Below are 21,277 nucleotides of genomic sequence, written 5' to 3'. Positions count from 1 at the left end.
CGCTCTCCGATTTACCTACACTTTTCAAGGAGCGATTTATACTATGAATCCACAGCGAAAACGAATGATTATTTCGGAAATAAAATATTGGAAGCAGAATAAGTTGTTGCCGGAACATTACTGTGATTTTCTAATTACTCTCTATGCTCAAGGGCAGGATGAGAAGGAAGTGAAAGCCACCGAAGCCATTCTTGTCAAGGAAAAAAAGAAATTGGAACGGAAAATTGTTTTGATGACCATACTAGCGATAATCGTTAGTGGAGGCATGTTCGTATTTACCCAATACCCAGGGTGGACACTTACCTTGACGGCTGTTGTTTTGTTCTCGTTTCTCCTGTTGACGATGCGTAAATCAATGATTCAAATGGGAATAGCACCTATTTTATACATACTGGCATCCTTAATGTTGTTATTAATGTCACTGAAGCTATGGGTTGTCTTTTTCGATGGGCATACGATGTTACTAATCGGATTACTTATGTTGAACTGTGCGCTCTGGCTATTTGCAGGACGTATGCTAAAATTACAGTATTTCACAATCTCTGGTGCAGCTGGGCTACTATTAATCATCGTATTTTTACTTGTTTCGTTCTGAATTCTCCTATTCTTTCAGTAATAGTTGTGAAAACGGTAGACAATTCGTTATAATTGAAATTGTAAGCGTTCACAACAAAGGGGATGAAGATGTTGAATTTCGATTTGACAGAAGAACAACAGATGATTAAAAAAATGATTCGGGAATTCGCAGATGAAGTTGTTGCACCAGGTGCAATCGACCGCGACCGGACAAAAGAATTTCCAGTACAGGTGTTTAAACAGCTCTCCGAAATGGGAATGATGGGTTTACCGTTTTCTGAGGAATATGGGGGCGGAGGAGCCGACACAGTAAGTTTCGCAATTGTTACGGAAGAACTGAGCCGGGCATGTGCATCAACAGGAATTACATATTCGGCGCATATTTCTTTGGGAGGGGCACCGCTCAACCTATTTGGCACTGAAGAACAGAAACAGAGGTATTTGACGCCAATTTGTACAGGGGAATCATTAGGCGCATTTGGATTGACAGAATCGAATGCGGGCTCGGATGCGGGGGGGACGCAAACGACAGCAAAAGAAGACGGGGACGATTATGTCATCACCGGTTCTAAAGTGTTTATCACGAATGCGAGCTATGCCAAGCACCTTGCAATTACTGCTATCACTGGGAATGAAGACGGAAAGAAAGAAATTAGTGCAATAATCGTTCCGACTGATGCAGAAGGCTTCACGGTTATTGATAACTATGAAAAAATGGGGCTAAATGCTTCTAATACGACAGAACTTGTGCTTGACAACGTCCGAGTACCAAAAGAGAACCTGTTAGGGACTCAAGGTAACGGTTTCCGACAATTCCTCGTAACGTTAGACGGTGGACGTATTGGGATCGGTGCTATGGCAGTAGGAATCGCTCAGGCGGCATTTGACCGGGCACTCCGCTACTCTAAAGAACGTAAGCAATTCGGCAAAACTCTTTCTGAATTCCAAATAACACAATTTAAGCTGGCAGATATGGCGATGAAAATTGAGCTTGCACGCAATATGGTCCATAAAGCAGCATGGCTGAAAGATCAAGGACGTCCATTCTCGAAAGAAGCTTCCATGTGTAAACTATATGCATCGGAAATTGCTATGGAAGTAGCGAGTGAAGCAATCCAGATTCATGGCGGTTATGGCTATATGAAAGAATATGAAGTCGAACGCTATATGAGGGATGCCAAGCTTCTTGAAATTGGAGAAGGAACTTCGGAAGTCCAAAGAATGGTCATTGCCAGACTAATTGGCTGTTAACAATAAAAGCGTCTTGCACCCGCTTAGACCCGAGCATTTGGTGCCTGTAGCTAGATAATAATAAAATATTTGTCGAAATTGTCACAAACACCGAAAAGATCATCGTTAACCCTTTCAGTTTTCTATTGAATACAGTACAATAATAGTTGTGTACTGTATTCATTACAGAATAGATCCTGATAAAGGAGGGTAATTCAATGGGAAAAAATCCAATAATTCCTTATATTCTTATTTTTGCGCTTGGAATCGGTCTTATTTTCTTCATGTCCCTTTATGGACTTGAACAGAAAAGTGAAATCGCTGAACAAGGCGAAGAGGGGGTAACTGAAGAAGCTCCAAGTTCTGCGGAATTTGATGCTGAAGCAGTTGCTCAAGGGAAATGTATCGGCTGTCACGGTGGAGACCTTACAGGCGGAATGGGACCAGGACTGGTTGGAACTAAACTGTCTAAGGATGAAATTAAAAACATCATAAAAGACGGTACTGATGGCGGAATGCCAGCAGGACTCGTTTCGGATGATGCCGAGCTTGACGCTATGGCAGATTATATTTTATCACTTAAATAATCCTTAATTAGGAAGAGCTGTCAGTTAGCAGAGCATTTCTGTAAACTGATGGCTTTTTCTGTTTTTTATGTTGAACAATTGAATACTTATATAAACAAAGCGAAGGTTACTCTTAGCCCCGCTGCGAATTCAATAGGATTCTTAATTTCAACAAATAGGATAAAGTGCAAAATACGACAAAATCCAATACAATAAAAGTATTGAAAGGCGGCGATCAATTGAATTCCGAACGATTATCTAACAGATTGAAGGCGGTTGCTTCTTTCGTTGACGAGGGTGCAGTCGTTGCAGATATCGGCAGCGACCATGCTTATTTGCCATGTTTCCTCATTCATACAAAGAAAGTGAAGAGGGCAGTCGCAGGAGAAGTAGCCAAAGGGCCATTTGAGTCTGCGGTTAAAAATGTGAGACGTGAAGGTTTTTCCGATGCGATTACCGTGCGATTGGCAGATGGTTTATTCGCTATCGAAGAAAATGATGCTGTCGATACGGTGACAATCGCGGGGATGGGTGGACCGCTCATCGCTACAATTTTGGAGAGCGGAAAAGACCGTCTTTCTCAAGTGAAGCGAATCATCGCACAACCGAATATATATTCTAGAGCAATCCGAGAATGGGCCGTTTCTAACGGTTGGAAAATAATAAAAGAACACATTTTGAAAGAAGACGGCAAAATATATGAAATTATCGTGATGGAAAAAGGGCAAGCGGTCTATGAGGAACTAGAATTAATGGCAGGACCTTTGTTATTGACTTCAAAAACCGACGTATTCATTGAAAAGTGGGAAAGTGAATTGTCGGAATGGAATCGCGTACTTGATTCCCTCGAAAAAACAATTGAAACAGAGGCAATAAAAACGAAAAAAGTACAGTTGGCACGTCATATTGCGTTAGTTAGGAAGGTGTTGACAACGTGAAAAAAGTGAATGGTCATGAAATTATTGCGCTTTTTGAAAAGTGGTCCCCAAAACGATTTGCAATGGATGGAGATCCAGTCGGTCTTCATATCGGGCAATTGAATCGAACTGTAGAAAATGTGCTTGTTACATTGGATGTCAATGAAGAAGTGATTGATGAGGCGATTCGAAAAGGTGCCAACCTTATTATCGCGCACCATCCACCAATCTTCAGGCCGTTGAAAAGCCTATTAACAGACACGCCGCAAGGTAGCATGATCGAAAAGTGCATTAAAAATGATATAGCTGTCTATGCGGCACATACAAATCTTGACGTTGCACCGGGCGGAGTGAATGATATGCTCGCTGAAAAACTTGGTTTGGTTGACACTAAAATAGTTGAGTCGACGCATTCTGAGTCACTTTATAAACTGGTTGTCTTCAGCCCCGCAACACATGCGGATGACATTAGACAAACGCTGGAAAAAGCGGGTGCTGGTGCAATTGGCGATTATGTCGGATGCAGTTTTAGCGCATCAGGTATTGGGCGTTTCACACCTGTCGAGGGGGCTGAGCCGTTTATTGGTGAAATGGGTAAAAGTGAGGCGGTTGAAGAGGAAAGAATCGAAGTGGTTGTCCCTGGACCTATTCGCAGTAAGGTACTAAAAGCGATGTTAGAAGTCCATCCATACGAAGAACCTGCGTATGATTTAGTCGTTCTTGATCAACAGTCAACTGACTATGGTCTTGGTCGTGTTGGGAAACTTTTAGAAAAGACAACGCTTGGACAATTTGCGGAACTTGTAAAAAAAGCTTTTGATGTCCCGGCACTTCGATTTGTGGGTGATCCAAACAAGCAGATTCGAAAAGTTGCTGTCTTGGGCGGAGATGGGAATAAATATATAGGAGCTGCTAAACGAAGCGGAGCGGATGTTCTGGTAACCGGGGATTTGTATTACCATGTTGCACATGACGCAGAAGCGATGGGTATTGCTGTCATTGACCCGGGGCACAATATTGAGAAAGTGATGATTGAAGGTGTTGCAGACTATATGCAGGCAGCTTGCGCGCAGGCTAGCTATAATGTCTCGTTTATCGAATCGGAAATTGTCACAGAACCGTTTACTTTCATTTGATAATGTTTGACGAAAAAAACCAGCCTCTGTAAAAGAGGCTGGTTCATTTTAAAGATGAAAATATGTTTTTCAACACGGAATAGTGTCTAGCTCTAAGCGCCAGAAGCTTATCTTAAGTTGTTGTGTACGGTTCAATTCGTATCACAGGTGTAGGGTTTTTAATTTTAGGTAGAATTTTTTCTACTAGGAATTTCCGTTCTGGAAGATGTGTAGAAGTATCTTCAGGATCGAACTTCTCAAGGAAAGCAATTACTTCACGAACAATCAAAGTTGGTGTCGAAGCACCCGCAGTGACAGAGACAGTTTCAACACCTTCCAACCACTTCACATCGAGTTCCGAAAGATCCGAGATTCGGTATGATGGGGTGTTGGCAATTTCGACAGAGACTTGTGTCAGGCGATTCGAGTTGTTGCTCTTCGGATCTCCTACGACGATAAGAAGGTCTGATTCCCCGGCATGCTGTGCGACGGCCTCCTGCCTTACTTGAGTAGCAAGACAAATTTCCTTATGAACTTCGATATGTGGATATTTCAGTTTAAGTGCGTCCATAATGTGAACAACATCCCATTGGCTCATTGTTGTTTGGTTTGTGACAAGCAATTTAGGGTTCTGTACAGTAAGATTTTCGACATCCTTAATCGTTTCTATCAAATGGACCGCGTGAGGTGCCACACCGATTGCACCTTCTGGTTCTGGATGATATTTTTTTCCGATGTAAATGATGTCGTAGCCTTCTGCAGTTTTTTCCCCAATCAAGTCATGGGTGACAGTTACATCAGGACAAGTTGCATCAATCGATACAAGGCCTTTTCTTTTCGCAAGCTCCCGCACTTCAGGAGAAACACCATGTGCTGTGAAAATCACTGTACCCGTCTCAACTTTTTCAAGAATTTCTAGACGATTTTCACCATCAATCGTGATGATGCCATCTTCTTCAAACGCATCGGTAACATGTTTGTTATGGACAATCATTCCCAATATATAAATGGGTCTCGGCAATGTTTTGTCGAGTGCCGCATTTCTTGCGATGATCATTGCATCGACAACCCCATAGCAATAACCTCTAGGGGTAATCTTTAATACTTTCATGTCGTTTCACTCCTCTAATAGGATCTACCATCCATTATAACGGAGTTGGACGGCGGATTCAAAATTATCGGATGGGCGGCTGAAAAATACGGGGGGCTGACAGTCCGGAAGTGACATTAGCAACTGACCGTGCGGCAGCTGCTCCACTTGTAGGTAAACTAGCGGCACCAGCTACCGGAAGTGATTGAAAGCCTTTGTACAATCTCCACATTGCGGGCAAGTTTTGAACCATTGGCGCGAATTGTTGGACCACAGGAGCGAATTGCTGGGCTGTGTTTAAGAATTGGTTTGCCGTTTGCATATACGATTCCATTTTTGATGGAATTGGTTGCTCTCCTGGACCACCCATAGGGCCACCACCTAATGGATTGTTCTGCGGGCCATTCATTTGAGCACCTAATGGATTGTTCTGTGGACCCCCCATAGGGCCACCAAATGGATCGTTCTGTGGACCATTCATGAATGGTTGTATAGGTGCCTGCAATTGCCCCATTTGAGGAGGTGGTCCGAAGTTCATTTGTCCCATAGGAGCCGGTGGCGGTTGTTGTCGCGCGAATGGATAAAAGGATTCATATCTCATAATTATCTCCTTTCAATAAATCAGAATGGACTTTCACATAGTATACTATGCGAAAATCGCATACGGCGGAACGAAATCGTGTTATAATAGGTGTACATTAGGAGGGTTACGAATGTCTAAATTTACAGACTATCAATTTAAACCGTTTTTACGGGAAGCAATCGGGAGGCTCGGCTTTGAAAATCCGACACCGATCCAAAAGGAAATCATACCGCTTATTCTGAAGGGTACAAATGCAATCGGACAAGCACATACAGGAACGGGGAAATCCCACAGTTTCCTTATACCGATATTACAACGGACAGATGCAACTGTCGATGAACTGCAAGCAGTTATCACGGCCCCGACAAGAGAGTTGGCGACGCAACTGTACAATGAACTTGCGAAGATGACAGAAGGCACGGAGGTGCGCAGTTCGCTGCTCATAGGTGGTACGGACAAGCAGCGGTCTATCGGGAAATTAAAATCGAATCCGCATATTATCGTTGGAACGCCAGGACGAATTAACGATATGTCCGAAAATGGGGCACTTGTAATTCATACAGCAAAAATCTTGGTTATAGATGAAGCGGACCTTGCATTCGACATGGGCTTTATTGAAGATATCGATAAGTTCGCAGCAAAAATGCCTGCTAAACTTGAAATGTACGTATTTTCTGCAACGATTCCGGAAAAGCTAAAACCGTTCCTAACTAAATACATGGAATCACCTGTTCATGTAAAAATTGGTGAACGCAAACCATTGACGGAAGGGATGCACTACTCCCTAGTACCTGTTCGCAGTATGAGTAAAAAGAAAAAGTTACTGCAAGTAATGGAAGGGATCAATCCTTATTTGGCAATCATCTTTATGAATACAAGACAAAACGCTGAAGGACTCGCAACTTACCTTGCAGAAAGCGGCATTAAAGTCGGAAGAATTCACGGCGATTTAACACCGCGTGAACGGACACGAATGATGAAGCAAATCCGGGATCTAGAATTCCAATATATAGTAGCGACAGACCTTGCGGCACGCGGAATTGATATTCCTGGTGTCAGTCACGTTATTAACTTCGAACTTCCTGATGACCTTGAATTTTTCATTCACCGCGTGGGACGTACTGCACGTGCTGGGCTTAAGGGAACGGCAATTACACTGTATGAACCTTCTGAAGACGATAAAGTAGTCAGAATTGAAAAGATGGGTATTCCATTTGTTCATGAAGAAGTAAAAAATGGTGAGTGGGTTGAAGTAAAAGAGCGTCATTCAAGACGAAATCGAGTAAAAGAAGTAGATGATATTGACCGTAAAGCAATCTCATTCGTACCAAAGCCGTCGAAAGTGAAACCAGGCTATAAAAAGAAAATGGCTCAGCAAGTAGAGAGCTTCAAAAAGAGAGAAAGGAGACTGAAACGTAAAAAATGACAAATGATAAGCCACTATTGCTTGGCTCCCATGTTTCGATGAGCGGAAGCAAAATGTTGTTAGGCTCAAGCGTGGAAGCTGCAAGTTACGGAGCAACTACATTCATGATTTATACCGGTGCACCCCAGAACACACGGAGGAAGCCGATTGAGGAACTGAATATTGCAGCGGGCCATCTTAGTATGGAGGAAAATGGTCAGTCAAATATCGTCGTCCATGCTCCGTATATTATCAATATTGCTAATACGTTAAAGCCCGAGACATTCAGACTTGGTGTCGACTTCCTTCAAAGTGAAATCGAGCGCACAGCTGCACTTGGCGTTGACCAGATTGTTCTTCATCCAGGCGCGCATGTTGGTGCTGGTGTTGACCTAGGGATCGCGAAAATTATCGAAGGACTAAATGAAGTGCTTTCCCAGGACTATCCCGTCCGCATAGCTCTCGAAACGATGGCGGGGAAAGGGACTGAATGCGGTCGTAACTTTGATGAAATTGCCGCGATTATCGATGGAGTCACACATAACGAGCGTTTATCGGTTTGTTTTGATACTTGTCACGTTCATGATGCGGGCTATGATATCGTTGGTGATTTTGAAGGAGTGCTAAACGAGTTCGATAAAATTGTGGGCATGGACAGAATATCTGTTATTCATGTTAATGATAGTAAGAACGAGCGCGGTGCAATGAAGGACCGACATGAAAATATAGGTTTCGGCCATATCGGCTTTGAACCACTTTCTTATATTGTCCATCATGAAGGATTCCAATCGATTCCTAAAATTCTTGAAACACCATTTGTGGGTCTGGATCCAAAGAAAAAATCGGCACCTTATAAATTTGAGATAGAAATGTTTAAGGCGAAATCGTTTCAACCAGATAAGATTGATCTGCTAAGAATTTAAATAGAAAACCCGCCTGCAAAGTATATATACGCAGGCGGGTTTTCTTCTTTTAAATAAATTTATCACTTGGTGGAGTCTAAATACTTCTTGAATAGGATTTCAGTCTTTCTATCACCAATAGCTCCACGGATTTTATTGATAAACGTTTCAGGAACACCGGTGAAAAGCCAATGGAAAGAAATTTCATCAAGCAATGGTCGAAGTGCCCTTATTTCTGTCTTAGAAAAGTCAATTCCATATTGCTTTGCAATGATTTTCACTTCATCATCACTTCTCATTTTGACTTCATTCAGTAGTTGAGCATAATCCACTAATAATCCCTTCTTTCTTAAATGGTTGTATCCGGTCGTGTCATGGTTTATAATTTGACGAGGGAATCGGAATGATTCCTGTTTCAAAGAAAGGATAGTAAAATGACAAATAATCTTATTCAATTGGACGATGTCAGTTTCAATTATGAACAGTCAATCGCCCTTGATCATATTTCTCTTGAGGTAGGAGAGGGTGAATTTTGGGCGTTGATAGGGCCAAATGGTTCTGGTAAATCAACACTCATCAATATTATTCTCGGTCTCTTACAACCAACGAGTGGAACAGTAAAGCTTTTCGGTTCGGAAATAGAATCATTTAAGCACCGGGAACGGATTGGCTATGTTTCACAGAAATCCAATTCTTTTAACTCTGGTTTCCCAGCAACCGTTCTTGAAGTTGTGCGGAGCGGATTAACTCGGAAAGTAGGAATGTTCAAAAGCTTTTCAAAAAAAGATGAGCAGCGAACATTAGAAGCGCTTAGCATAGTCGGTATGGACACTTTCGCACAACGGAATATGGGCGAGCTCTCCGGTGGCCAGCAGCAGCGTGTGTTCATTGCAAGAGCGCTTGCAGGAAAACCAGATCTTCTTATTATGGATGAACCGACAGTTGGTATTGATCAGCAAAATGTCGCGTCGTTTTATTCTATGCTCAATACATTAAATCGTGAGCACGGAATTGCGATTTTACTTGTGACACATGAAATTGACCTTGTTACTGATCTCGCAACCCATGTGGCTTGTTTGAACCGAACAATTCATTTTCACGGTAAACAATCCGATTATAAAAAGATGGAAGATGATGACGTTTCTAGATGGTATGGACACCCAGTTCGCCGCGTCCATCAGCACACGGATGAGGTGGAACGATGATTAATGATATTTTATCGTATGAGTTTTTGCAAAATGCATTTCTTTCCGGCTTAATCATCGGTGTCATCGCTCCTTTACTTGGCTTGTTTATCGTCGTCAGACGTCTTTCCCTGATTGCGGATGCGCTCAGTCATGTTGCACTTGCGGGAATCGCTGGAAGCCTTTATTTAAGCCAGCAAGTGCTCTTCTTTGCTGCGCTGAACCCAGTTTACCTTGGGATCGCATCTGCAGTAGGTGGGTCACTACTGATTGAGAAGTTGCGGGGGGCATACCGTCATTATGAAGAACTTGCAATTCCGGTTATTTTGTCGGCAGGTATTGGCCTTGGCGCTATTTTCATCTCATTATCGAAAGGCTATGGCTCTGATTTGATTGGCTATTTATTCGGTTCAGTGTCAGCGGTTAGCAGGCAGGATCTTTTCGTTGTTATCATCATTGCAATCATTGTCATCACTTATATCCGATTTCTTTATAAAGAACTATTTGCCTTATCATTCGATGGGGAGTATGCCAAGGTTTCTGGTATTAATTCACGCTATATCCAGATGGTGTTCATGATCATTGTAGCGCTTGTTATTGGGGCTTCTATGCGGATTGTCGGTATTTTACTTGTATCATCACTTATGACGATTCCGGTAGCGGCAGCTATCCAACTTGCGAAAAGTTTTAAGAGCGCGATGATTTACTCCATTATTTTCGGTGAGTTAGCGGTTATCATTGGACTTGTTTCTGCCTATTATCTTGATATTGCTCCGGGGGGAACGATTGTCGTCACATCGATAGTTATTTTGTTAGTGGTACTCGCTTGGAAGAAAATACAAGGCGGACGTAATGCCCGTACAGTGAAGGGGGAGTTGGTATGACACTCGATGAGGCATGGCGGATTCTTCAGGAAAATCAATTTAAACGGACGAAAAATAGAGATACAATTTTACAGTTCTTTTCGCATAAAGACCGCTATTTAACGGCTCTTGAAGTGAAGAATTTCATGGCGAAGGATAACCCTGGAATAAGTTTCGATACAATTTATCGAAACTTGACGACGTTTTCTGAACTCGGTATTCTGGAAGAAACCGATTTGAATGGGGAACGAAATTTCCGTATGCAATGTGATCCAGGCATCCACCATCACCATTTCATCTGTACTGCATGTGGTAAGACGCGCAGCATCCCGCATTGCCCTATGGAAATGATTACTGTTAATTTACCCGACTATGAAGTGGAAGGACATAAATTCGAAATCTACGGAAAATGTCCGCTATGTGTGGAACAATGAAAAGCGGAAGGCGCCTTCCAGATGCGACAGGCATAAGTCGATCCAGCGACGTGGCGATCTTTGCCACATAGCTGGATTGCTTATGACCAGAGCGGCTGGCGCCTAAAAGGAACGCAGCATAAGTGCGCCACTTAAGAGGAAGCGGTCTTAAAACCGTGACGTCCTGTCGCGACAAGGAGGGATGAAGTTCAATCCCTCCCCACTACGTACCCAGCAGCCTTGCAGGTACGTAGTGGCGTCTCTACAAGGCTTGAAGCGACTCGAGGGTCTAGGGCGCTGAAGCTAAACATAATTCTAAGTCGAAAAAACGGTGTGAAACTCTATCATGAGAGTTTCACACCGTTTTTTTAATTAAATGAAGGTTCTTCTATAGGAAATAACTTCTTGATCCAACTATTCGCTTCTTGCCAATCGTAGACTCGGATGACGCCTTCAGGAATCGGCATCCTGTTATACGGTGTGTCAAATAGTATGACAGGAATGTCGAGTTCTTCATGGATTTCAACCGCGTTGTCATGCTTGTCTTCAAAAAATGCATGAACACCGAACTTTTTCGCGGTCTCAATTTTATAATGACTTCCGACAAGTTCGATATGATCGTACGGGATTTCCTGTTGTTTGAACCAGTCCAGCGTGGAGTCATAGACATGATGGCCACGGGCAGAAATGTAATACAGTTCAAACTGCGCTTGAAAGCTAGTTAAAATGTCTTTGGCATATTGTTGTGCGGGAGACGTTTTGTAAATATGTGCCTCCGCACCTTTATACCACTCGTAGAATGCTTTTTCATCTACTGTAAATGCTTTTGTTAAGTCATATTCTTTAATATCATCAAGGACAAGATTACATCCGAACTGTTCATTGATATGCGGCAAGAGAGAAGTGGGGCATGTCACTGTACCATCAATGTCGATGCCGAAGCGGAGGTTTCTCATTCCGCTGTCTCACCTTGCAGGAGGAGTTCTTCCTGTCTTTTCTTTTCGAAATACTCTTCCGCAAGCTTGTCGATTTCGATTTTTAACTCTTCAACCATCGTTGCTTCCGGTACTTTGCGGACTGTTTTTCCTTTCATGAAGAGAAGGCCTTCGCCACGTGCACCCGCGATTCCAATATCCGCTTCACGCGCTTCGCCGGGACCGTTGACTGCACAGCCAAGCACTGCCACTTTAAGTGGAGCTTTAATATGCGAAATATATTCTTCAATTTCATTTGCGATCGTAATAAGGTCAATTTCAATTCGTCCGCATGTAGGGCATGAAATAAGTGTCGCGGCGTTTGAGGAAAGACCGAATATTTTTAGCAACTCCCTTGCCACTTTAACCTCTTGGACAGGATCGGCACTCAGTGATACACGCATCGTGTTGCCGATGCCTGCTGATAGAAGGGTGCCGAGACCCGCAGAGCTCTTAATAGACCCCGAAAACAACGTCCCAGACTCTGTAATGCCGAGGTGTAAGGGATAATCGAATGCTGCCGCAGCTTTTTGATACGCTTCGACCGCTAAATTTACATCGGAAGCTTTTAACGACACGATGATATCGTGGAAATCAAGGTCTTCCAATATTTTAATATGATGCAGAGCACTCTCTACCATTCCGTCGGCAGTTGGATAGCCATATTTTTCAAGAATTTTTTTCTCAAGTGAACCGGCGTTGACACCAATTCGAATCGGAATACCTTTTGCTTTAGCTGCATTGACGACAGCTTCGACTTTTGCCTGTCTTCCGATATTACCAGGGTTAATCCGAATTTTGTCTGCCCCTTGTTCAATAGCGATCAACGCTAATTTATAGTCGAAATGGATATCGACGACAAGAGGAATGTTGATACGTTTTTTGATTTCACCGATAGCATATGCCGCGCGCTCATCTGGACACGCAACACGGACAATTTGGCATCCGGCATCTTCTAAACGCATGATTTCTGCGACTGTTGCTTCGACGTCATGTGTCTTGGTCGTTGTCATACTTTGGATGAAAAGCTCATCACTTCCGCCGATTGTCAGGTTACCAACTCGTACAGGACGTGTGTTTTTTCTGTTTATCATAGCATTCATTTATTTCGCTCCTTAGTCGGCATTAGCCTCATAACTATAACTATTTTAGCAATCTTCATAGCAAAAAGACAAGGGACAACCCTTATCGATTAGACTCTATGCATTTTTCCGTTTGCATAACGGTAAGTGGGAGTACGATTTTCTCGCCTCCAATAATCTGTTGATTTTGAAGATGTGGGTTCAATGAATAGAAGGAAGCCAATCTATCAATGAAGCCAGATTCGGGATCGGGATACAATGAGAATAGTGTTTCAATCGTATCTCCATCAACTGTTGTGACAGGTATCGTCTTGACTTGTTCTTCTTCACATGCAGGCTGTTCTTGAACAAAAGAAGCAAGCGGGATTGTGCCTTCCATTAAATCGAGTCGGATGAAATGAACGGTTACGAATAATAAGGCTGCGAGTAGTAGTATTCTCATGGAAATTCCCCCTTTCGCCACTATATGCACGAAAAGAGGAAGTATTCATCGAGGTATTTTGGGATAGTACTTAGCAGCCACCGCAATATAAGCGAAGTGGACAAGGGATGTAATACCTGTACTAACGTTTTTCATTGCCGGAAAGAAATCAAGTCCGATGGTCAGAAGAATAGGGATGGTAATCGCGATAGCGGAAGTTCTCCACATATGACGGTATTCTCCTCGTCTTTTCATCAGTTTTAACAACAGGATTCCCACGTAACCAAAAATACTGATTCGGATGAAGATATAAGTCGTACTGATAACGAGCTGCAGAAGAAATGCAATTGGATAAATGAGTCCACCGATTGTTTCTCCGTGTTCGAGCAGTTCTGGCGATGATTCGAATAAGACTGCATCTCCTGCTATATAACGGGTGAATGATAGCAATGTGAACAACGCAACGAAAATGAAAACATAGCGAAACACTTTGCCGATAGGTAATAGGCGAAAGGCTGCTAATTTTTTAGGTTCATGGATTGCTGCTTTGACTAGTTGGTGGAACTTCACTATAAAACCCCCTCCATCAATAACAGTCTATCATTTTACGACGCAATTGTGCGCGCTACTATTTTCGACAGAATGATGACGTTTCGTAAATCAATTGTAAAGGGAATGTAAAGATTCGACTACTACTATTTACAATTTGGGGTGACTATCCTCATAATGAGATGCAATACATAAAGCATAATGAGGGGTTGACTGCGTAATGGAGGTAAACTGGCAGGAAATGCTGTTTCAGTTTCTTGGTGGACTCGGAATTTTCTTGTTCGCTATAAAGTATATGGGAGATGGCCTTCAAAAAGCGGCGGGTGATAGGCTCCGCGCAATCCTTGACCGATTCACGACGAATCCGTTCATGGGTGTACTTGTCGGAATTATCGTCACAGTCTTGATTCAATCGAGTTCTGGGACGACTGTTATTACCGTAGGACTTGTGAGCGCAGGTTTCATGACGCTTCGTCAAGCGATTGGCGTCATAATGGGAGCGAATATCGGAACGACTGTTACTGCTTTTATCATCGGATTAGATGTAGGAGCCTATGCACTTCCGATTATGGCGTTTGGGGCGTTCCTAATCTTTTTCATTAAAAAGAGTTCAATTAGAAATATAGGTGAAGTTATTTTTGGATTTGGTGGCCTGTTTCTAGGACTTGAATTAATGAGTGGTGGGATGAAGCCGCTTAGGGAACTAGAAACGTTTACAGATCTAATGATATCGATGAGTGACCAGCCTATGCTCGGCGTCGTGGTTGGAACGGTATTTACTTTGATTGTTCAAAGCTCCAGTGCGACAGTTGGTATTTTGCAAGGGCTTTATGCAGAAAATCTCGTCGATATCAATGGAGCATTACCAATTTTATTCGGAGATAATATTGGAACAACGATTACAGCTGTGCTTGCTTCAATCGGAGCATCGGTAGCGGCAAAGCGTGCTGCCGCAGCACACGTATTATTTAATGTTGTCGGAACGGTCATATTCATGCTACTTCTTATACCCTTTACTGCGTATGTCGAGTGGATATCAGGGGTATTGGCCCTTGAAAATAAAATGCAAATTGCATTTGCACACGGTTCGTTCAATATTGCCAATACAATCATCCAATTCCCTCTAATTGGAGCATGGGCTTGGTTGGTTACAAAAATGATCCCAGGTGAAGATGTATTAATAGAATACAAGCCGAAGCATTTGGACAGGCACTTTATAGAACAATCACCTGCAGTTGCAATCGGACAAGCGAAAGAAGAAATTATTCGTATGGGTGAATTCGGTGTCCGTGGTTTACAGGAGTCTTTCGAATACTTGAAAACGGGTAATAAAAAACACGCAGAGACTGCTTATCAAATTGAAGATGCCATCAATAACTTGGACCGCAAGATTACGGACTATCTTGTTGAAATTACTTCAGTTAGTATTTCGCCAGTTGAATCTGCACGTCACTTTATGCTTATGGATACGGTTCGTGATATTGAACGCATTGGTGATCATTTCGAAAATATCATTGAACTCATTGACTATCGTGATGTTAACCGCGTAAAATTGACGGAAGATGCGATGAATGATTTGACGGAAATGTTCACGCTAACGATTGAAACCGTTCAGAAAGCTGTTGACGCACTCAATCAAAATGATATGGAAATGGCAAGAACGGTTGCTGAAAAAGAAGTTCTCATTGACAAGATGGAACGGAAATTTAGAAAAAATCATATTTTGAGGCTTAATGAAGGTCGTTGTACAGCACAATCTGGAATGGTATTTGTCGATATTGTTTCTAACTTAGAGCGGGTCGGTGACCATGCCGTAAATATAGCCGAAGCAATTCTTGGAAACAGAGCATAATCGTTCGAATAAGGGGATGATTTTATGGAAGTTATAGGTTGGATTATTGCGATTGCCATGTTTATTATTGCTTTTGCCGGACTCGTATATCCGATCATTCCAACGGCTCTTTTCATTGTAGGAGGTTTCCTTCTATATGGACTCATCGATACATTTGAAGGGATGACTATTTGGTTTTGGATCATTCAGGTATTATTCGTTATCTTGCTGTTCGGTGCAGACACACTATCGAATCTCGTCGGTGTGAAAAAGTTCGGTGGCTCTAAGGCGGGGATGTGGGGAAGTACAATTGGACTTCTTATCGGTCCTTTCGTCATTCCGGTTGCTGGTATTTTAGTTGGGCCATTTTTAGGTGCGGTCATTGCGGAACTTGTCGTATCTCGGTCCGGAGTGAAGCAGTCTGTAAAGACAGGCATTGGTTCGCTCGTTGGATTTCTCACTTCGGTTGTGACAAAAGGACTTGTCATGGTTGTGATGATTGCAGTCTTTATTTTCTTTATCAAATGAAACGTTCCTAAATAGTCCATTTTATTTGAACGTTATTCATAATTTTGATAATGTTGAAAGGTAGCATATTTATGAATCTCTTGAGGAGGAATGGACAAATGACTTACAAATTACCAGAACTACCTTACGCTTATGATGCACTTGAACCACACTTCGACAAAGAAACGATGAACATTCATCACACTAAACACCATAATGCATATGTAACGAACTTGAATAACGCTCTTGAAGGAAATGAAGAACTTCTAAACAAATCTATCGAAGAACTTATTGCGAACCTTGATGCAGTACCTGAAAGCAAACGTACGGCTGTCCGTAACAACGGTGGCGGTCACGCAAACCATTCACTTTTCTGGGAACTTCTATCAGCAGAAGGTGGCGGCAATCCATCAGGCGCACTTGCTGAAGCAATCGACAACAAGTTTGGTAGCTTTGATGTATTTAAAGAAGAATTCGCAAAAGCGGGTGCAACTCGTTTTGGATCAGGATGGGCTTGGCTAGTACTGAATGGCGGAGAACTTGAAATTATGTCAACTCCAAACCAAGATTCACCAATCATGGAAGGCAAAACGCCTCTACTAGGACTAGACGTTTGGGAGCATGCTTACTATCTAAACTATCAAAACCGTCGCCCTGACTATATTTCAGCATTTTGGAATGTTGTTAATTGGGACGAAGTTGCAAAACGTTTCGGTAAATAAATTTATAACTTTATCTAGAAGGAACCAAGCACACATCTTGTTCGTCAAGATGTGTGCTTTTGTTGTTTTGAGTGTTATAATTCAAAATGATTAACGAGGGGGGACATTATGAAAAAACAGGTGCGTAAGGCGGATCAGGCTAAAATACGCCAACGAAAACATATCGCATTCCGAATGAACTTCCTATTCTTTTCAATCTTTGTCCTATTTTCATTGCTCATTTTTCGCCTTGGTTATTTACAAATCGTTAAAGGGGAAGAATATTCCCGCGAGTTGGAAAAAAAGGAAGAAATCCCTATCAATACAAGCGTGCCAAGGGGGAAAATATTTGACCGCATGGGACGCGTTCTTGTTGATAATGATCCGAAAAACGCCATTACATATACGAAAATGACGTCGACGACTTCAGCAGATATGCTAAAAGTCGCTGAGCAACTTGCGATCTTGATTGAACAAGATACGAAAAGGATTACCATTGGGGATAAGAGAGATTTTTGGATTTTAAAGAATTCTGAGGCTGCGTTGAAAAAGGTTTCTATAAAGGAACAAGAGGCGCTGGAAAAGGATAGTACACTTTCACGGACGGAATTGCAGAAGGAGATTAATAGGCTTACACGAGAACGAATTACGGACGAAGAAATTGATTCTTTTACGGAAGAGGAGCTAGAAGTACTTGCGATTTACAGAGAAATGATGTCGGGCTATGCGTACTCCCCACAAATCGTTAAAAGTGGGAATGTGACGGACGAAGAATTCGCAACTGTATCTGAACGTCTAGGAGAGTTACCGGGCGTGGATACAACGACAGATTGGGAGCGTGTGAGGAAATCAGACAATACGATTCTAGGGACCACCACGAGTCCCATTGAAGGTATTCCTAAATCTCGTGAGAAGTATTTCCTGGCACGGGATTATTCAAGAAATGACCGTGTTGGAAAAAGTTATATTGAGCAATATTATGAGGATTTGTTAAAAGGGCAAAAAACAATTGTGAAAAATATTAAGGATCGTAGCGGGCGTGTCGTCGAAACGAAAACAATCCGACAAGGCGAACCTGGCAAGGATCTTATTCTGACGATTGATAGCGAACTGCAAGAGACACTTGAAAATATAGTTTCGGATAAACTGTTGGAATTAAAAAGAAAACCAAATACCGGAGAATTGGACAGGGCTTTCTTAGTCATGATGAATCCGAATAACGGTGAAGTTCTATCACTTGTAGGTAAGCAGGTTGTTACGAATCCAGAAACAGGCAAGCTCGAAATATGGGACTATGCATTTGGTACGTTCACTGCACTTCACGAGGCTGGATCAACAGTGAAGATGGCGACTCTTCTTACAGGGTATCAGGAAAATGTGGTACGTATCGGCGAAACGAAGATAGATGAACCAATTAGAATCGGTGGTATTACAAAAAGATCGCTGTTTAATCAAAACTCTAGGGTTGCTGTAACTGATATTGAAGCAATCGGTAGGTCTTCGAACGTATACATGTTCCGTATTGCATTGGCCTTGGCGAATTCTAACAATAGCTCTGAAGACTCGGCACTTATTAGAAAAAATGCATTCGATACGTTCCGGCAATCTTTCGCTTCTTTCGGACTTGGAACAAAAACCGGCATTGATTTACCGGGCGAGTCAGGCGGGCTGATTGGGGATAGTAATTCAATCGGTATTTTATTGGATTTGTCCATTGGACAGTACGATACTTATACAACACTACAACTTGCTCAATACGTCTCAACAATTGCAAATGGTGGTTATCGGGTGGCTCCGAAAGTATTAAAAGAAATTCGCGAACCATCTGAAGACGGTAAAATTCTTGGTCCCCTTATTCAAGAAACAGAGGTCAATATCTTAAATAGGATCCAGAATACTGATGCGGAAATTGCTCAAGTGAAGCGTGGAATGCACTACGTGTATTACGGGGCTAAAGGGACGGCCCCGAATTTCTTTGCTGGAAAAGAATATGATGGAGCCGGGAAAACGGGGACGGCGCAGGCATTTAGCTCTGGAAAACCGACAATCAACCTATCACATGTCGGTTTTGCGCCTTATGAAAACCCAGAAATAGCTTATGCAGTCGTCATTCCTAATATCTCTACAGTTCCGCGTGGCTACACATATGCAAACAATCAAATTGCAGAACAAGCTGTGGATGAATATTTTAAATTGAAAGCAAAAAGAGCTAAAGAAGAAACGTCCACAGCGGCTAAACAACCTATCATACAAGCACCTAAAGTAGAGTCCAATTAAAAAGTAGGAAAACCATTTGGTTTTCCTACTTTTTTACTGTCGTAATTTCTTTGGCGATTGTTTTGAAATTCATTGAAGAATCGACTTGGTGTTCACCAATCTGTATTTTGCCTGTTAAGTTATATTCTTCAAGATATGACTCGAAGATGGCTGCATTCTCGATAATACCCAATTCCTCTAGGGTTGCTGAGACAACTGTCGAATTCGAACCATTTTCAATTGTTAAAATGGTTTTAACAATCGCATCGGAGGAGGGGTTACTTTTGGCTGCGTCATCTTCCTTGCTAACGGCTTTCTCTGCATCTGTTTTTGGAACATTTTCTTTAACTGAAGATGTAGTCTGTGCAGTAGCTAATAGCTCTTTCGTTTTAGCAAGTTCACTTTGGAGTTTCTCAACATTTGCCTGCAATTGTTGCGTGTCATTGTCTAAAGGAACCATACTATCAATGGTGAAATAAAGGATTCCCGCGGCAAGAATACAACCAATCCCGACTGCCCGTAAAATTTCACGGATCATGTAATCACGCCTTTCGATTGTAACACTGCGATTACATCGTCGTTTGATAAGGAGGAACGTACAGCGATATCACTGATAGAATAACCTTGGGAATGCAATGATAGAATTTGATTGACAATGATTACGTGAACAGGTTTTGCAGTTGTTTGCGTTTTGCCGACTGTAGTTAGCGGACCAACACCAATCATTAACTCTTCTTCAACAGCCTTCAATCTTTTCTTTAAGCCATTCGTTTCCTGATGAATACTAATTGAAACCTGTTCCAATTCATCGGCGTAGCTGGATGAAGAATTGCCGAGGAAAAATGAAGTTATTATACATATAAGTCCAATAATAATCAGTATTATCGTGATGTCCATTTTACCACTCCTCTGGTGAATCATTTTGCTACTATTTTATCATAAGAAAGCTGTTGTGGAAATTATGGTTTTTTTAGTGGACATTTGCTGTTGATGTGGTATACTTGATAGGTCGTATAAGTTATGCTCATATAAAACTTTACATTCTTGATGAGTGGGAGGGACCAACAATGCGCGTAAATGTTACACTTGCTTGCACAGAATGCGGTGAACGCAACTATATTTCTAAGAAAAACAAACGTAACAATCCAGAACGGATTGAAATGAAAAAATATTGCTCACGTGAAAAGAAACAAACTTTGCACCGTGAAACGAAATAATCGCTCAGGCCAAAACCTTCACCGGTTTTGGTTTTTTCATTTCAGAACGGGGGGATACTAAATGAGTAAAGAGATTTTTAGGAATCAAGTGTTAGTTACATTGAATAATATAAATCGAACTGAACATCTAAAAAAATCTTTGAAGATTACAGACAGGGTAATTGCATCAGATGAATTTCGAAGTGCGGATACAATCGGGGTAACGATTTCTCGTTACCCCGAAGTGGACACACGCCCGCTTATCGAAGCGGCTTGGGCAGCTGGTAAACGAATTGCTGTACCTAAATGCATCCATGCAACCCGGAAGATGGATTTTCGTCTTATTACATCATATGAAAGTTTGGAAACGGTCTATATGGGCCTTTTTGAGCCGATAACTGATGAAACACTGTCGGTTGAGAAAAACGAGATTGATTTGCAAATTGTACCTGGGCTAGTCTTTTCTGACGAAGGATATAGGATTGGTTTTGGTGGAGGATATTATGACCGCTACATGTCGGATTACAATGGTGCTACATTGTCGTTAGCATTTGTAGCTCAAACGAGTCATAGGATACCTGTTGAAAGTCACGATATTCCTGTTAGCAAAATAGTTACAGATGAAAAAGAGATTGTCTGTATATGAAAGACTATCTGGGTGTCCTCCAATTGCTGAAGCGTTTCGGGATTTATGTCTATACGGGGAATCGAAAAGATGACATCGATATGGTGCAATCAGAAGTGAAGGATCTTTATGACAATGGACTGCTAATGAAAGAAGACTATTTGAAAGCGGTGCTAATCTTGCGTAGTGAAATAGCAAAACTATGAGGATAGACCCAGTATCATCGTTCATTTGGACTTGTTTTGGTAATTAGTGAAACTTTTCTTCAGCTACCCCGTCTATTATGTAGTA

At 42.0% G+C, this 21,277-nt stretch carries 26 protein-coding genes; 17 read left to right on the top strand and 9 right to left on the bottom strand.

The window, feature by feature from the left end:
- Positions 1–43 precede the first annotated feature (43 nt).
- The 5 genes from MKY15_RS21065 to MKY15_RS21045 all read left to right on the top strand — a co-directional run bounded on the left by MKY15_RS21065 (position 44) and on the right by MKY15_RS21045 (position 4,425).
- Positions 44–595, top strand: a complete 552-nt coding sequence (locus tag MKY15_RS21065; protein WP_187045105.1) for a hypothetical protein — start codon at positions 44–46, stop codon at positions 593–595.
- 92 nt (positions 596–687) lie between these two features.
- A complete protein-coding gene (locus MKY15_RS21060; RefSeq protein ID WP_067213966.1) occupies positions 688–1,827 on the top strand; it encodes an acyl-CoA dehydrogenase family protein in 1,140 nt (379 codons plus the stop codon).
- Positions 1,828–2,024: 197 nt separating this feature from the next.
- Positions 2,025–2,393, top strand: a complete 369-nt coding sequence (cccA, locus tag MKY15_RS21055) for a cytochrome c550 (protein ID WP_067210244.1) — start codon at positions 2,025–2,027, stop codon at positions 2,391–2,393.
- 218 nt (positions 2,394–2,611) lie between these two features.
- The gene (locus MKY15_RS21050) at positions 2,612–3,310 is read left to right on the top strand and encodes a tRNA (adenine(22)-N(1))-methyltransferase TrmK (protein ID WP_187045104.1); all 699 of its coding nucleotides are present in this window, start codon (positions 2,612–2,614) and stop codon (positions 3,308–3,310) included.
- Positions 3,307–4,425, top strand: coding sequence for a Nif3-like dinuclear metal center hexameric protein (locus tag MKY15_RS21045; RefSeq protein ID WP_342538515.1), 1,119 nt, complete (start codon positions 3,307–3,309; stop codon positions 4,423–4,425). Before MKY15_RS21050 ends, MKY15_RS21045 begins: the two co-directional genes overlap by 4 nt.
- Before the next feature lie 112 nt (positions 4,426–4,537).
- On the opposite strand, the gene MKY15_RS21040 is transcribed toward MKY15_RS21045, so the two are convergent.
- Both MKY15_RS21040 and vrrA read right to left on the bottom strand, forming a co-directional pair.
- Positions 4,538–5,515 carry a 4-hydroxy-3-methylbut-2-enyl diphosphate reductase gene (locus MKY15_RS21040; RefSeq protein ID WP_067210236.1) on the bottom strand — a complete coding sequence of 326 codons (978 nt, stop codon included), beginning with the start codon at positions 5,513–5,515 and terminating at the stop codon, positions 4,538–4,540.
- A 64-nt stretch (positions 5,516–5,579) separates the two neighbouring features.
- On the bottom strand, positions 5,580–6,095 hold the full coding sequence (vrrA, locus tag MKY15_RS21035; protein ID WP_340742241.1) for a VrrA/YqfQ family protein: 516 nt from the start codon (positions 6,093–6,095) through the stop codon (positions 5,580–5,582).
- A 112-nt stretch (positions 6,096–6,207) separates the two neighbouring features.
- On the opposite strand from vrrA, the gene MKY15_RS21030 reads away from it, so the two are divergent.
- Together MKY15_RS21030 and MKY15_RS21025 are read left to right on the top strand one after the other, a co-directional pair.
- Positions 6,208–7,503 (top strand): DEAD/DEAH box helicase, encoded by a 1,296-nt coding sequence (locus MKY15_RS21030; protein ID WP_338656415.1) that lies wholly within the window; start codon positions 6,208–6,210, stop codon positions 7,501–7,503.
- Complete coding sequence (locus MKY15_RS21025) at positions 7,500–8,405, top strand: deoxyribonuclease IV (RefSeq protein WP_067210228.1); 906 nt, start codon at positions 7,500–7,502, stop codon at positions 8,403–8,405. Before MKY15_RS21030 ends, MKY15_RS21025 begins: the two co-directional genes overlap by 4 nt.
- Before the next feature lie 62 nt (positions 8,406–8,467).
- Here the strand turns inward: MKY15_RS21025 and MKY15_RS21020 are convergent, their stop codons facing one another.
- On the bottom strand, positions 8,468–8,716 hold the full coding sequence (locus MKY15_RS21020) for a hypothetical protein (RefSeq protein WP_067210225.1): 249 nt from the start codon (positions 8,714–8,716) through the stop codon (positions 8,468–8,470).
- Between the two features lie 102 nt (positions 8,717–8,818).
- Between MKY15_RS21020 and MKY15_RS21015 the strand changes: the two genes are divergently transcribed.
- The 3 genes from MKY15_RS21015 to MKY15_RS21005 are packed head-to-tail and all read left to right on the top strand — an operon-like array spanning position 8,819 to position 10,865.
- Complete coding sequence (locus MKY15_RS21015) at positions 8,819–9,589, top strand: metal ABC transporter ATP-binding protein (RefSeq protein ID WP_067210223.1); 771 nt, start codon at positions 8,819–8,821, stop codon at positions 9,587–9,589.
- Positions 9,586–10,452 (top strand): metal ABC transporter permease, encoded by an 867-nt coding sequence (locus tag MKY15_RS21010; protein ID WP_338656420.1) that lies wholly within the window; start codon positions 9,586–9,588, stop codon positions 10,450–10,452. The genes MKY15_RS21015 and MKY15_RS21010 overlap by 4 nt, the downstream gene beginning before the upstream one ends.
- Positions 10,449–10,865, top strand: coding sequence for a Fur family transcriptional regulator (locus MKY15_RS21005; RefSeq protein ID WP_067210219.1), 417 nt, complete (start codon positions 10,449–10,451; stop codon positions 10,863–10,865). The genes MKY15_RS21010 and MKY15_RS21005 overlap by 4 nt, the downstream gene beginning before the upstream one ends.
- A 347-nt stretch (positions 10,866–11,212) precedes the next feature.
- On the opposite strand, the gene MKY15_RS21000 is transcribed toward MKY15_RS21005, so the two are convergent.
- The 4 genes from MKY15_RS21000 to MKY15_RS20985 form a co-directional block, all read right to left on the bottom strand.
- Positions 11,213–11,800 carry a hypothetical protein gene (locus MKY15_RS21000; RefSeq protein ID WP_067210218.1) on the bottom strand — a complete coding sequence of 196 codons (588 nt, stop codon included), beginning with the start codon at positions 11,798–11,800 and terminating at the stop codon, positions 11,213–11,215.
- Complete coding sequence (gene ispG / locus MKY15_RS20995; RefSeq protein ID WP_067210215.1) at positions 11,797–12,921, bottom strand: flavodoxin-dependent (E)-4-hydroxy-3-methylbut-2-enyl-diphosphate synthase; 1,125 nt, start codon at positions 12,919–12,921, stop codon at positions 11,797–11,799. The genes MKY15_RS21000 and ispG overlap by 4 nt, the downstream gene beginning before the upstream one ends.
- An 82-nt stretch (positions 12,922–13,003) precedes the next feature.
- Positions 13,004–13,342 carry a hypothetical protein gene (locus tag MKY15_RS20990; protein ID WP_340742238.1) on the bottom strand — a complete coding sequence of 113 codons (339 nt, stop codon included), beginning with the start codon at positions 13,340–13,342 and terminating at the stop codon, positions 13,004–13,006.
- Between the two features lie 45 nt (positions 13,343–13,387).
- Entirely contained in the window at positions 13,388–13,891 is a 504-nt protein-coding gene (locus tag MKY15_RS20985; RefSeq protein WP_342538514.1) for a DUF1189 family protein, read from the bottom strand.
- Between the two features lie 199 nt (positions 13,892–14,090).
- Here MKY15_RS20985 and MKY15_RS20980 point away from each other — a divergent pair, with 199 nt between their 5' ends.
- The 4 genes from MKY15_RS20980 (at position 14,091) to MKY15_RS20965 (ending at position 19,186) form a co-directional block, all read left to right on the top strand.
- Positions 14,091–15,722, top strand: a complete 1,632-nt coding sequence (locus MKY15_RS20980) for a Na/Pi cotransporter family protein (protein WP_338656430.1) — start codon at positions 14,091–14,093, stop codon at positions 15,720–15,722.
- 24 nt (positions 15,723–15,746) lie between these two features.
- Entirely contained in the window at positions 15,747–16,229 is a 483-nt protein-coding gene (locus MKY15_RS20975; RefSeq protein ID WP_067210206.1) for a DUF456 family protein, read from the top strand.
- A gap of 98 nt (positions 16,230–16,327) precedes the next feature.
- Entirely contained in the window at positions 16,328–16,930 is a 603-nt protein-coding gene (locus tag MKY15_RS20970) for a superoxide dismutase (protein WP_342538513.1), read from the top strand.
- A gap of 108 nt (positions 16,931–17,038) precedes the next feature.
- Positions 17,039–19,186, top strand: a complete 2,148-nt coding sequence (locus tag MKY15_RS20965; RefSeq protein ID WP_067210201.1) for a penicillin-binding protein 2 — start codon at positions 17,039–17,041, stop codon at positions 19,184–19,186.
- A gap of 25 nt (positions 19,187–19,211) precedes the next feature.
- Here the strand turns inward: MKY15_RS20965 and MKY15_RS20960 are convergent, their stop codons facing one another.
- Entirely contained in the window at positions 19,212–19,703 is a 492-nt protein-coding gene (locus MKY15_RS20960; RefSeq protein ID WP_342538512.1) for a hypothetical protein, read from the bottom strand.
- On the bottom strand, positions 19,700–20,062 hold the full coding sequence (locus tag MKY15_RS20955; RefSeq protein WP_187045098.1) for a hypothetical protein: 363 nt from the start codon (positions 20,060–20,062) through the stop codon (positions 19,700–19,702). Before MKY15_RS20955 ends, MKY15_RS20960 begins: the two co-directional genes overlap by 4 nt.
- Before the next feature lie 170 nt (positions 20,063–20,232).
- On the opposite strand from MKY15_RS20955, the gene rpmG reads away from it, so the two are divergent.
- The 3 genes from rpmG (at position 20,233) to MKY15_RS20940 (ending at position 21,192) form a co-directional block, all read left to right on the top strand.
- Complete coding sequence (rpmG, locus tag MKY15_RS20950) at positions 20,233–20,382, top strand: 50S ribosomal protein L33 (protein WP_067210194.1); 150 nt, start codon at positions 20,233–20,235, stop codon at positions 20,380–20,382.
- Positions 20,383–20,443: 61 nt separating this feature from the next.
- The gene (locus MKY15_RS20945; RefSeq protein WP_342538511.1) at positions 20,444–21,007 is read left to right on the top strand and encodes a 5-formyltetrahydrofolate cyclo-ligase; all 564 of its coding nucleotides are present in this window, start codon (positions 20,444–20,446) and stop codon (positions 21,005–21,007) included.
- A complete protein-coding gene (locus MKY15_RS20940) occupies positions 21,004–21,192 on the top strand; it encodes a YqgQ family protein (RefSeq protein WP_338656436.1) in 189 nt (62 codons plus the stop codon). Before MKY15_RS20945 ends, MKY15_RS20940 begins: the two co-directional genes overlap by 4 nt.
- Positions 21,193–21,277: the final 85 nt, after the last annotated feature.

It is taken from the genome of Sporosarcina sp. FSL K6-1540 (assembly GCF_038620285.1).
GTDB classification, from domain to species: domain Bacteria; phylum Bacillota; class Bacilli; order Bacillales_A; family Planococcaceae; genus Sporosarcina; species Sporosarcina psychrophila.
Note: the sequence above shows the minus strand (reverse complement) of the source record. Positions and strands in the feature narration are given on the sequence as shown.